A 12,233-nucleotide genomic window follows, 5' to 3' on the forward strand; every position below is an offset into this window, starting at 1 on the left:
AAACTGTTAACTCTTATTTCACCAGAAATGTACACACTCATCTAACCACTAACACTACACTGGATTTTCTGATCATTCTTGTAGCCATGGCTATTATCCTGCTCAGCGGACTGGCCCTTGTCCTGGAAGCCAGGTACAACCGGAAACACGCCGGAAAACAGAATTGAGACAATCAATATCTGCCAAGCGAATCTTTGAAAATCTGCCATGATCCAGCCGCAGTATGACCTGGGATAAGACGTGCAGGCAGATTGCATATTCTGAATCACTGTATAAAGCAATCAAGCCGCAGAGCATCACTCTGCGGCTGTTTCAGTTTGGATGACTGACGCGGTTTTAACCATTTTCTCTGAAACGTACAGAATAAACGGAAATTACCGGAATGCATGTATAGGGAGAAAATCCCATTGTGTCCCGGCAGGTGTCTGATAGTCCAGTACATCGGTACGGTAAGAAATCTGCTCGCTGCTCAGATTCCCATTGGACAGAGTCAAACGGTCAATGGCTTCAACGCCCATATGCGCCATCAGCCGGTCAAACTGACCGGTCATGCCAGTGGAATAAAACGTGGCATGACCTGCGGAAGTCTCAGCAACTTTCTGCGCTTCTCCATCGCTGGCAATGTAAAATTCAAGCTTGTAATCAGCTTCGCAGATTCCGGTTTTGACAACCAGCATCGGCACGTTATAGCCGGAATCTGACCATAGATACCAGGAAGGATCATAGTCAGAGTAAGAATCATATTTTGGATCCGATGCGATCGTCGTCAGTGTCTCCCGGTAAATCTGTCGCCAGGAATCTTCAACCGGTGATTCGTTCACTGGGCTTTTTTCATCAGCCGGAATTGCGTAGACCATATCAGCATCCTTCAGGCAGATCCAGCCCCCCTGCTCCAGCAATCCCCAGGTTTCTGATCCATTGTCATATTCACGGGTTATCGTGATCTGACTTCCTTCCGGCATTGTTCCCAGTTTGCCGGATTTCCTGTCATGATCTGAACGGATCACCATGTCGTACTGCAGGCCCCAGATTCTGGAAGAAGGTTCCATTTCTTTCACATCGGGTTTTGACTCAGCATTTCCATTGCCCGAGAAATCATGATTCGGGAACACTTCACCCAGAGTCAGATTTTTGACCGCTTCCAGGCCCTTCTGGTCGTTGATGTTCCCAAAGGTCACTTTATTCAGCTTTTGCAGATCCAGCTTTGAAACTTCGCCACTGTCCAGTTCCTTCTCTTTGAGTTTTCCGTTTTCCATACTGATTCGGGTGACCGTCTTTTGGTCATTCCTGTTTGTGAATCGAAGCAGGCCTGGCTGAGCATCCTGATAGAGCAGACTGTTGGAAGCAGTGAATGTTCCGTCTGCCTTGTGACTTAGAAGCTGATCAGTCGCTCCATAAACCCCAACTGTCTGATCAGACTCCAGTCCTCCATTGATGATCAGCAGTTCCGGATGACCAGTTCCATCCAAATCACACAGTACATATCCCCAGCAAAGTTCTTTGTTGAAATTCTGAAATGTTCCCTGTAATAGCTGTGCTGCATAAATCTGTGATAGTGATGTATCTTCATTGGGTTGGCCTTCAACCACCCCATCGATTGGAGTGAAGAAACCTGATCCATCCTCTGAATACAATCTGTAGTAGCCATCATCCGTTTTTGCCCAGATGGTGTCATCGGCTCCAGTTTCCAGGTTGGTCAGGATCTGATCAGTCGTAGTTTTTTCCTTCACGGGGGACCCGTCAGGTTTGACCAGCAACCTCGATTCCGCTCGAAGCTTAGTCGGAATATTCTGTGCCCATTTCGATCCTTCTTTCAAAGTGGCCAGAGAGTCTTCTTCCTGCCGGTTGTATAGCACTGTCCATCCCTGTCCATCTGCCAGTTGACCATAAACTCTGTCAGGATCTGAATCACCAACCGGAAACGTCGCTACTCGGGTTACTCTGAACTCTGCATCTTTTTTCAATACACCTGTCTTTTGCTCTGTCTGCGGAGAACCATCTTCCTGGTTCGCATATACTGACAGGTCTGTGTCTGTTCTCCATAAACTTGAGAGATTGACAATGCCCTGGCTGCAGCTGTCAGATGCTGTACCCGCTGGAAAATAAGATTCGATTCCCTCTGCGTTTGTTCCGGTACTTTCTGTACTTTTATCCGAATTCGCGGATTCAATATTGGATTCTTCCCTCTTTTGCGAACATCCTGCTGCAATCAGGCAGCCGGACAACAGGCCGAGACACATTGTTCTGTAATACTTCATAGTTCCCACCATAACCAGTATTTTTAATCTGGATTTTCTTTTCAATCAGACTATAACACCAGCAAGACAGCTGCAACATATTTCTGAGTTGCATTTCTATCATTCCGGTTCACACCTGTAAAACCCAGATTCATTGTCAGAAACTTTATTTTAAAACATTTCCGCAAATTTCCGGAAATCTGGCGAATATAACCAGCAGGGGCTTTCTGACTCACCCATCAGAACAGTTTCTGATCAATACAGAGAATCGGCCTGTGGCGGATTCTCTCCTGCGGAAGCGGTACTCGTTTCAAATGGAGAAACAGTATTTGTTCGAGGCGGGCACAGGAAGAAGATGAAAATAAAACGAAAACTGGAATAATATATAGTTTATAGATACTAATACGCTTCTGTATCTGCAATTTCTGAAGATACAGGAATTGGAAAAACGCAATCACGCGGAAATTGAGAAGTTGAACAACAAAAAGTCTCTTATTGGCAGATGGGCCAGTTATGGAATTCAAGGTGTTCTGGCCATTTTGACGGGCATGTTGGTTAATGCCATATGGGCAAGTCTCTTCTAGTTCATGTTGGTAAGAAAAAACCTCTTTTACAGTTATCGAACTATAGAATCGTTATATAATCCTAAAGAAAGGAACAAGCAAATGCCAAACTTTGTAATTCCATACGTATTGACAGTAATCGTCATTACAGCTGCCCGAATGGTCGCCGCTATTCTTGAAGAGGCTTACGAGAAACGGGTCGATAGGAAAAAGCGCAACGCATAGCTGCAATTATCACAAGTTGATCCGGTTATAACTGCTGAATGTTCGGTCGCCATTTGCTGGAAGCCAGGTACAATCGCAAACATTCCAGCGTACAGACAAACCATTAGGGCTGATATCAGGAGATATCATACAGCAGCCAAATACAATCAAGCCGCAGGACTTACACAGGTTCCTGCGGCTCTTTTCATCGACATGTATGTGAGTTCGGTGTTTTTATCAGGCTGCGTGCTTCTTCTCGATTTCTCTGATCTGGTCAGCAATCACTTCGATCTTTTCCAGCTCTTCCGGACTCAGAGGTCTGGAATCCAGTACCTGGAGATTCTTCAGGATCTGCTGGGCCCGGCTGGCACCAATCAGAACGCTGGTGACACCCTCCTTGTCCAGGATCCATTTCAATGCCATCACCGACAGGTCCTCTCCTCTTGCCTTGGCCACTTCATTCAGTTCCCGAAGCAGAGCCACCTTCTCTTCCGGCAGATCGGACTCGTGCAGGAACCGGCCATCCGTCCGGATGCGGCTGTCTTCCGGGATCCCGTTGAGATACCGGTCCGTCAGCTGCCCTTTGGCCAGCGGAGAAAATGTGATCAGGCCTTTGCCCTCTTCAATGCCTGCCTGCCGCAGTCCGTTTTCATCCGGCGAACGGTCCAGAATCGAATACCGGTTCTGGTCGATCACAAAAGGCACTTCCAGCCTGTTCAGGATCTCTGTCGCTTTTTTCAGCGTCTCTCCATCGTAATTGGACAGTCCCGCATACAGTGCCTTGCCGCTGCGTACAGCCTGTGCCAGGGCGCCCATGGTTTCTTCCAGGGGTGTATCCGGGTCCATTCTGTGATGATAGAAAATGTCCACATAGGGAATTCCCATCCGTTCCAGTGACTGATCCAGACTCGCCAGCAGATACTTCCGGGATCCCCAGTTGCCATAAGGGCCCGGCCACATGTCATAACCGGCTTTTGTGCTGATGATCAGCTCGTCCCTGTAAGGCATCAGATCTTCCTTCAGAATCCGTCCGAAGTTTTTCTCCGCTGCTCCGTTTTCCGGACCATAGTTGTTGGCCAGATCAAAATGCGTAATGCCATTGTCAAAAGCCGTCAGGATCATCTCCCGCATCGTTTCGTATTTGCCGGTATCTCCGAAATTCTGCCACAGACCCAGGGAAATCACCGGCAGTTTCAAGCCGGAATTCCCGCAGCGCCTGTATTCCATCCGGCTGTACCGGTCAGGATTTGCTGTGTACATGCGTCTGCTGTCTCCTTTTCATCCTCCACAGTACGCCTCTGCAAACAATAATAAAAACAGAATTACAGTTTTTTCAGTAACTCACTCTTATTGAACCGTCTATCCGGTTCCGGCAACCCCCGTCCGCTTCCTTCCGGCAAAAATGGTTTTCCCCTGACCCTGCCAGGACATTGCAATCCGGCATGGCCATGCTAAGATGGAAAGCAATTCGAAAGGAAGGGAGATTTCATGACACAGACACGAAACATGACAAGCGGTTCCTGTGCCGGACAGATTTTTCTGTTTGGCCTTCCGCTGCTCGCCGGCAACATTCTCCAGCAGCTCTACAACCTGGTGGATACCGTTGTGGTTGGCAGAGGCATCGGGATGAATGCCCTGGCCAGCGTCGGTGTGACCGGATCGGTAAACTTCCTCGTGCTGGGATTTATCCTGGGGATGGCACAGGGTGTAACCATTCTGGTTTCTCAGGCCTTTGGCGCCGGTGATTTCCGGCGGCTGCGGCAGTCCATCGCCATGTCGCTGATTCTGAATCTGGCTGTGGGTGTGGTAATCATGATTGTCAGTCTCCTGGGTGTCCGCCGGCTGCTTGTCTGGATGAACACATCTTGAGATCCTTGAAGATGCCGTTCTCTACATACAGCTGATTTTCTGGGGTATACCGGTTTCCCTGGCGTACAACTTCCTGGCGGGTATTCTCCGGGCAGTTGGTGACTCCCGGAATCCGCTGACTGCCATGATCATTGCCTTCATTGTGAACACCATCCTGGATGTTCTCTTTGTCATATCCTTCCACATGGGTGTAGCCGGCGCGGCCCTGGCCACTGTCACCGCGCAGGGTATCAGCGCCCTGTACTGTCTGTGGTGCTTTCTGCGGCTGAAACAGATCCGCCTGCAGAGACAGGACTGGATATGGAATGGTCTGATTCTGAAACAGTCATTCCTGCTGTCACTGCCGGTGGCCATCATGAATTCCATCACCGCTGTGGGCGTGATTTTCCTGGCGGCTGCCATCAACGCCTATGACGCTGCCTATGTGGCGGCATATTCTGCAGCACAGAAGGTCATTGTGATTCTGGAACAGATTTCCAGCACCTTCGGCATGGCCTGCGGAACCTTCGTCGGGCAGAACCTGGGCGCCGGAAAGTATGACCGGATCCGGCGGGGCGTCCGGCAAACCAACTGGATGGTCATTGCCATGAATCTGGGAACCGGCCTGCTCATGGCTGTCTGTGGCAGAGGACTGATCCAGCTTATGGTGGGAGAAGAAAGTCTGCAGGTGATCGACATCGCCACCCACTGTCTTGTATTCCTTTCCTGGCTGCTCGTGCCCCTAGGCATCCTGTGGGTATACCGCTGTTCTCTGCAAAGCATGTCCGATACGGTGTGGCCCATGTGCTCCGGGATCCTGGAATTCGCAGCCAGAACCATCTTTATCATGCTGCTGCCGAAGCTGTTCGGATTTGACGGGGTTCTGGCTGCCGAAGTTTCTGCCTGGATCAGCGCAGCGATCCTGCTGGTGACTGTCTATGTTTTCAGAATGAGAACATCCGCAAGCTGCCAGCCGGCTGAACAGAACCTGCTGAAAACCGCTGATTGAACCGCTTTTCCCCGCGATGATGCTGTCGCGGGTTTTCTGTATCCTTTCTTCTTTCTTCTATTCTTTCTTCGCAGGAACAGAACCGGATGCAGAAAAATGAGAACAAAAAAGCCGAAGTCTTCAGCTTCAGCTCTTGTGTTCGGCAGAATCCGGTTTGCCGGTTCTTTTTTTCATTACCACCAGAATGATGATCCCGGCAGCCAGTGTGAAGATGGAAATGAACTGACTGGTGGACAAGGTTCCCACTGCCCCGCGAATCAGATCTCCCCGGAAGAACTCGATGATGAACCGGCCCACAGAATACAGGATCAGATACCAGGCACCCACTTCCCCGTTGAACTTCTTTCTCTTCGCGATCCAGCAAAGAAAGAAAAACATGCCGAAGTCAAAGGCGGAAGAAATCAGCTGGCTGGGAAACAGCGGAATACCCGCCGGTGCCAGTCCCCTTTCCGGAAACACAATGCCCCAGGGGACTTCCACCCCATAGCAGCAGCCGGCAAAGAAGCAGCCCAGACGGCCAAATCCCTGTGCCAGAGCCACTTCGGGAATCAGCAGGTCGAACCAGGCCATGAAATTCATCTGATGACGCCGGCAGTACCACAGCCCTCCCAGCAGACCGCCGATAATGCCGCCATAGACCACCCAGCCATCTTCCAGATTCATCAGGATCCCCGGATCGGCGATGATGTCCGGCAGACGCGTAAGTATGTACAGCAGTTTGGAGCAGGCAAATCCTGCAATGCAGACCGTCAGCGTCATGGCTTCCAGCCTGGAGGTATCCATACCCATGGTTTTGCCCCGCCTGTCTGCCACGAAGAAAGCGGCAAGAATTCCCACCGCAATCAGGAACCCGTAGGTATACACCGTCAATGGTCCCAGATGAAACAGTTCAAAATGCATGTTGATCTCCGTTCTAATTCCATTTATCCCGGCTTGTCGGCAGCCGGTGTACACAGTTGTACTGCATCGTTCATTATATCCCGCTTTATGTCAGGATCAGCAGCAGACAGATGGCGCCGGCACTGGAAAGCACCGCTGCAATGGGCGGCCAGTTCATCAGACCGCAGAACACCGACAGGCTGATGGTCAGCAGACAGGCGGCTGTACTGGGCGCTGCCTGCACCACACCGGGAAAAATCAGCGCAGCCATAACCGAAACCGGCAGCAGCCGCAGAAATCTGCGGGCGGCTTGGGAAAAGTGCATGCGGGAAATGAAAACTGCCGGAAGGATGCGGGGAATGGCTGTGGAGAGCGCCAGGCACACAATCAGCAGACCCATGTTCATGGCAGATCCTCCTCCTTCACCAGGAACACACCGGCAGCAGCCCCTGCCAGAGAACCGATGATGATTCCCTGGCTGGACCCGATCAGGGAACTGATGGCCGCCGAAATCAGGACCACTGTGATCAGCGGCAGGTGCCGGCGGATCTGCGGGGTGAGAATGGAGATGAACAGGGCGTACAGTGAAATGGACAGTGCCGTCATCAGTTTCGGGGGCATCATGGTGGAAATTCCGCAGCCCAGACATGTTCCCAGGACCCAGGACCCCCACGCACCCAGAGCGATTCCCGCAAAACAGGCAGCATTGCTGCTTCCGGAAGCGCTGCTGTCCGCTGTTTCCAGGGCAAAGACTTCGTCGGTGATCCCCAGACTCAGCAGCACACGGATCCCCAGCGGTGTTTGCCGCATCCGCTCCATGACCACAGTACTCATGATGACATGCCGCAGATTCATGATGAACACCGCTGCGGTGATCCCCGCCAGAGAAACTCCCTGACCAATCATGGCCACGGCAGCCATCTGCCCGACTCCGGTGTACACAAACAGGGACATGGCGATTGTCTGCCAGGGTGTCAGTCCTGTGGACAGAGCCGTGGCTGCATAGGCGATTGCCACTGGTATATAGCCGGTCATGACCGGGATGCTCAGAACCAGCCCTTTCTTGAATTCCTTCAGACCCATACCCCAGAGTTTACCAATATCCGGGGGCTGCCTGCAATCTTTGACAGAGCTCACTACGCACAAACACACCGGTTTCCCGGTGTGTTCTGTTTCTATGCCTGAAGACGAAGCCAGGACCGCTCGGTCACGGTCTGACTGCAGCTGTTATGAATTGTGCCAAAAGACTCCATGCGGTTGCCGGCAAACACCAGCGTTCCTTTTTCTCCGATCCTGCCCGCATTGTAGGCATCTCTGGCAACCCGGAATGAGCAGATGCCCTTGGGTGTCTGAAATACCATGCGGTAGACCGGCTGCTCTCCATACGTTGCAGCGGATTTATTGATCAGTACGGCGTTCAGGTATTCTTTCATCAACTATCAAGTCCCTTCTGTGATGCAACTCCATTGTATACCGGAGTAAATATATATGGAAGGGATTACATCTCCAGAAATATCGTATATTTTTCCTGAACTGTATGAACGTACATGAATACCGGCCATCCATACAGCAGGTTTTGTTCACCCTGCCCTTCGGCAGCATCCTTCAGCCTTGCGCAAAGGGGGGCAGAATCTCATGGCTCTGCCTTTGCGAATCTGGCCGGATCTCCTACAGCTCTTCCTTCTCCATAAGCCTGAGGCTGATCATCACCGACAAACCGAACAGGATCACTGTTGTCAGCAAAGCGATGGTCACCGTCAGCATCAGATGCCCCTGGATCCACACAACCGCAGCAACCAGCCCGGTCTGCAGCTGTTCCACGAAAGCCCCCAGCAGCCCCGCCATGGCAAACATGAAAATCAGGATCCACAGATTCCGGTTGGCCTTCAGCCGGATCGTAACCGGGATCAGGATTGCGGAAAACACCAGGATATACACCAGGGTCCCGATCCACAGGCTGAACAGATCCGTAAAGGCATCCGGATGCAGGGCAGCGTAAAACAGAAAACTCACAACAGAAAACAGCAGCGAGGTCCCGGTCACAAACAGATATTTCTCCAGAACGAACTGCCGGCGGGTAAAAGGCAGCGTGAACAGCCACCGGGCTGTACTGTTCTGAAAATTCCATTCAATGCTGCGGATCAGAATCATCAGCACGATCACCGACAGAAACAGACCCGCATTCTGCAAGTCAATCACCGCATACAGAACCATCAGGCCGGCCAGAATCATCAGCAGCTGTTTCTGTGAAAACAGCCAGCAGCCATCATATGTTAGCAATCCTTTCATGATACATAACCCCTCTTTACTCAAACTCTCCATCCGGCCTCTGAAACATCAGCAGCGCTTCATCGAGACTTCCCCGTTCCTGGACCAGCCAGGGATAGTTGTCAGCGTAATACTGTCTGTCGCTCACCAGAACCGACAGTGAACCGTCTTTTTCCCGACGCCGGCACAGAACGCCTTCCAGATCCACATCCTGCACCCGGCTGGCAGGTATGTGCAGAACGCCAAACTCATCCCGCAGTGCATCCATGTCCTTCTCCAGGACGATCTCTCCCCGGGAAATCAGGGAAAAGGAATCACAGAGATGTTCCAGATCCGATGCGATATGGGAACTGATCATGATCGCCCTCCCCGGTGTTTCCATGTACTCCCGGAGAATGTCCAGGATTTCATTTCGGGCGGAGACATCCAGACCCGAAGTCGGTTCATCCAGCAGCAGAAGCCGGGGATGGTGGCTGATCGCCGCAATGAGTTTCATCCGGGCTTTCATGCCCGTGGAAAAGGAATCCAGCTTTTTCCCGGCCGGAATGCCGAACCGTTTCACCAATTCATCGAAGAACCCCGGATCGAACGCTTCGTAAAATGCACCCAGACATTTCCGCACTTCCTTCACCGTGAACATCCCCGGAAATCCCGCATCGGCCATCACCACGCCGATTTCTTCCTTCCTTGACACCGGAAGCCCGTCAATTTCTGCCTCCAACACCTGCGCCGAACCGCCATCTGCCCGGATCAGCCCCGTCAGCAGCCGGAACAGCGTGGTCTTCCCTGACCCGTTGAGTCCCACCAGCCCGACAATGGTATCCGCCGGTACCCGCAAAGAGACATTCAGTTCAAAACCTGGAAACTGCTTCTGCAATCCCCTGCAGACAACCAGGTCCTCTCCGGTCTGTACTTGACTTGTCATCTGTATTCCTCCATAAGCATCCTGACCAGTTCCAGGATTTCTTCATCTGTCATCTTCATCCGCCGGGCTTTTTCCAGCGCCTGCAGAAACTGCGTCTCCAGCTGCTTCTGCAGTTCCTCCTGCACGGTATTCGTCGAAATCTCCGCCACATACGTTCCCTTTCCGTGAACCGTATGCACGAAACCTTCCTCCTCCAGCAAGTCATAGGCTTTCTTCACAGTCAGTGCCGACACCCGGTAATCCCGGGCAAATCCCCGCACCGAGGGAAGCGGATCCCCGGATTTCAGCGACCCCTCCCGGATCCGGAGCCTGATCTGGCTGGCGATCTGTTCATAAATCGGTTCCATGGATGAGTGTGAAATCTGAATATCCATGCCATCCTCCTGACAGGTTCCTTCCTGTCGCAAAAACAGTATATAACAGTTGCTATCAGTTGTAAACAGCATATAACAGTATACAGCACTGTTTTCCGGCCGATGGAAGGCAGGGCTTCCGGTGCAGATGCCGGGGTCCTGATCCGGAATACAAAAAAGCTCCCCGTCTGATGCCGGAGAGCGTCTGTGATTCAGGTTTCCTGGATGTAAAGCTGCGTGCTTCTGGGGAATTCCCTGGCGAAGGCTTCCTTCATCTGTTTTTTTGCACCGGCTGCAGTGAGTTCCTGGCGGGTATTCTGAAAACCGGATTCTGTCAGGAGCAGGCTGTCCCCTTCCCTCTCCAGTTTCACCCAGCGGTCTTTTTTGAAGGTCCACAGTGTGATGGACTCCAGCTCTGGCCGCCGCAGAGCTGCAAGCCATTTTACCTGTGCCTGCCGCAGCGGGATCCGTTTCATGCCCAGGCTCCTTTCAGGAATGACTCCAGTTCCTGGGTGAAGTCTTTCTTCAGCAGCGTGCGGGTCAGATACACGACCTGGATTTCATTTCCCTGTCTGGTGAAAGCTGCCCGGACTGCACCGGCTGCAGGATCATTCACCCGGCACTCCAGCACCGGCAGGCCTTTCCATTTGTTCCGGGTTGCATACTTGGTTTTGAAAAAGTCATTCTCTGCCTGGCGGCTGATTGTCTGTCGGACAGAGTCCTGAAGAGAGGCATGTTTCTGCATCAGTTTGCGGCAGCCCCGCTTGTCAAATTCGAACTGCAGACCTGTCTGTTCTTTGCGGCTCTCCATTCCGCCACCTTCTTTCCCTGGTCAGAACAGAGAGTTCTGCCCGTTTCACTGTACCAGACTTTCAGCAGGCCGGTTCCCATGGCACTCTGGAGGCCGGATATGCGAAGAATTCACAGCAGATGGTATTCGAGCCGGTTCGACCCGGTTCTGGCTCGGATCTTCATTTTTTCTTCAAAAGTCATTGATTCGGGATGATACCTTTGGTACTATAAACAGGCAGTCAGCGACTGCAGCAACAATTATGGGGTCGTGGTGGAATTGGCAGACACGCTATCTTCAGGCGGTAGTGAGGCAACTCGTGTGCGTTCGAGTCGCATCGACCCCACCATCTTGAACATGAATTCAGCACTGAAAAGTGCTGTTTTTTTGTATTCGCTCTTGCGAATGGTAGATTTTCTCTTCTAACTAACTTATTACGTTAGTAATAGGAGGAAACATGCTGAAAACCTGTTCGATGCTAAAAGATGATCTTTCCAGTTATAGAGCTCCGGAAATGAAAATCAAAAGAATGGCAGATAAAAATGAAATTATCCGGTTGACAAAAAATCTCTATGAGACCGATCCGGATACTCCCGGCTATGTAAATGCCGGGGCTGTATGCTCCCCTTCCTGTCTTTCGTTCGACTATGCGTTGTCCTATTATGGCCTGATTCCGGAAGCTGTTTATACCTGTACCAGTGCCTCTTCCGGCCTCCGGAAGCGCAAAACATACAAAAACAAGATGGGAGTTTTTACTTACCAGGACATCCCTGTGCAGGCATTTCCTTTTGAAATCAGATTGCAAAAAGCAGGAAACCGGACTTTTGCCATGGCTTCTCCTGAAAAAGCCTTGTGTAACAAGCTCTGCTTATTGAAGCCGGTCCGCTCAAAGAGAGAGTTGAAGTATATGCTGTTCGAAGACTTGCGTATTGATCAGGAAGAATTCATGAATCTTGATTTCCCGGTGCTGAAGGAACTTTGTCCTCTATATAAATCTACTACATTGAACACTTTCGGAAAGGTGATCGGTGATCTGAGGGCAGAATCGTCATGATGAAAAGCTGCTTCAGCATATCGTGATCTTTCATGTTTCTCTGCATGCAGCGTGATGACCTTGCAGAATGGCATGCCAGGGGCAGAAAGAAACTTTTCTGTTC

The 12,233-nt window shown here is 51.2% G+C and carries 14 protein-coding genes and 1 tRNA gene; 4 read left to right on the plus strand and 11 right to left on the minus strand.

Going from position 1 to position 12,233, the window contains the following annotated elements:
- Positions 1-374 precede the first annotated feature (374 nt).
- Together QZ305_RS02925 and QZ305_RS02930 are read right to left on the minus strand one after the other, a co-directional pair.
- A complete protein-coding gene (locus tag QZ305_RS02925) occupies positions 375-2,303 on the minus strand; it encodes a hypothetical protein (RefSeq protein ID WP_294729991.1) in 1,929 nt (642 codons plus the stop codon).
- A gap of 938 nt (positions 2,304-3,241) precedes the next feature.
- On the minus strand, positions 3,242-4,264 hold the full coding sequence (locus tag QZ305_RS02930; RefSeq protein ID WP_294729992.1) for an aldo/keto reductase: 1,023 nt from the start codon (positions 4,262-4,264) through the stop codon (positions 3,242-3,244).
- Positions 4,265-4,492: 228 nt separating this feature from the next.
- Between QZ305_RS02930 and QZ305_RS02935 the strand changes: the two genes are divergently transcribed.
- A complete protein-coding gene (locus QZ305_RS02935; protein ID WP_294729993.1) occupies positions 4,493-4,873 on the plus strand; it encodes an MATE family efflux transporter in 381 nt (126 codons plus the stop codon).
- Between the two features lies 1 nt (position 4,874).
- The gene (locus tag QZ305_RS02940) at positions 4,875-5,861 is read left to right on the plus strand and encodes an MATE family efflux transporter (RefSeq protein WP_294730065.1); all 987 of its coding nucleotides are present in this window, start codon (positions 4,875-4,877) and stop codon (positions 5,859-5,861) included.
- Between the two features lie 126 nt (positions 5,862-5,987).
- Here the strand turns inward: QZ305_RS02940 and lgt are convergent, their stop codons facing one another.
- The 9 genes from lgt to QZ305_RS02985 all read right to left on the minus strand — a co-directional run bounded on the left by lgt (position 5,988) and on the right by QZ305_RS02985 (position 11,097).
- Complete coding sequence (gene lgt / locus QZ305_RS02945) at positions 5,988-6,761, minus strand: prolipoprotein diacylglyceryl transferase (RefSeq protein ID WP_294729994.1); 774 nt, start codon at positions 6,759-6,761, stop codon at positions 5,988-5,990.
- 85 nt (positions 6,762-6,846) lie between these two features.
- Entirely contained in the window at positions 6,847-7,146 is a 300-nt protein-coding gene (locus QZ305_RS02950) for an AzlD domain-containing protein (RefSeq protein WP_294729995.1), read from the minus strand.
- Positions 7,143-7,823, minus strand: a complete 681-nt coding sequence (locus tag QZ305_RS02955) for an AzlC family ABC transporter permease (protein ID WP_294729996.1) — start codon at positions 7,821-7,823, stop codon at positions 7,143-7,145. The genes QZ305_RS02950 and QZ305_RS02955 overlap by 4 nt, the downstream gene beginning before the upstream one ends.
- A 92-nt stretch (positions 7,824-7,915) precedes the next feature.
- A complete protein-coding gene (locus QZ305_RS02960; protein WP_294729997.1) occupies positions 7,916-8,173 on the minus strand; it encodes a hypothetical protein in 258 nt (85 codons plus the stop codon).
- Positions 8,174-8,408: 235 nt separating this feature from the next.
- Positions 8,409-9,029, minus strand: coding sequence for an ABC-2 transporter permease (locus QZ305_RS02965; RefSeq protein ID WP_294729998.1), 621 nt, complete (start codon positions 9,027-9,029; stop codon positions 8,409-8,411).
- A 16-nt stretch (positions 9,030-9,045) separates the two neighbouring features.
- A complete protein-coding gene (locus tag QZ305_RS02970) occupies positions 9,046-9,933 on the minus strand; it encodes an ABC transporter ATP-binding protein (protein ID WP_294729999.1) in 888 nt (295 codons plus the stop codon).
- Positions 9,930-10,307 carry a GntR family transcriptional regulator gene (locus tag QZ305_RS02975; RefSeq protein ID WP_294730000.1) on the minus strand — a complete coding sequence of 126 codons (378 nt, stop codon included), beginning with the start codon at positions 10,305-10,307 and terminating at the stop codon, positions 9,930-9,932. The genes QZ305_RS02970 and QZ305_RS02975 overlap by 4 nt, the downstream gene beginning before the upstream one ends.
- A 191-nt stretch (positions 10,308-10,498) precedes the next feature.
- A complete protein-coding gene (locus QZ305_RS02980) occupies positions 10,499-10,762 on the minus strand; it encodes a hypothetical protein (protein ID WP_294730001.1) in 264 nt (87 codons plus the stop codon).
- Positions 10,759-11,097 (minus strand): hypothetical protein, encoded by a 339-nt coding sequence (locus tag QZ305_RS02985; RefSeq protein WP_294730002.1) that lies wholly within the window; start codon positions 11,095-11,097, stop codon positions 10,759-10,761. The genes QZ305_RS02980 and QZ305_RS02985 overlap by 4 nt, the downstream gene beginning before the upstream one ends.
- 243 nt (positions 11,098-11,340) lie before the next feature.
- Here QZ305_RS02985 and QZ305_RS02990 point away from each other — a divergent pair.
- Both QZ305_RS02990 and QZ305_RS02995 read left to right on the plus strand, forming a co-directional pair.
- Positions 11,341-11,425, plus strand: a tRNA-Leu gene (locus QZ305_RS02990).
- Between the two features lie 108 nt (positions 11,426-11,533).
- Positions 11,534-12,130 (plus strand): hypothetical protein, encoded by a 597-nt coding sequence (locus QZ305_RS02995; protein WP_294730003.1) that lies wholly within the window; start codon positions 11,534-11,536, stop codon positions 12,128-12,130.
- Positions 12,131-12,233: the final 103 nt, after the last annotated feature.

Source organism: uncultured Faecalibaculum sp. (assembly GCF_910588395.1).
In the GTDB taxonomy this organism is placed as follows: domain Bacteria; phylum Bacillota_I; class Bacilli_A; order Erysipelotrichales; family Erysipelotrichaceae; genus Faecalibaculum.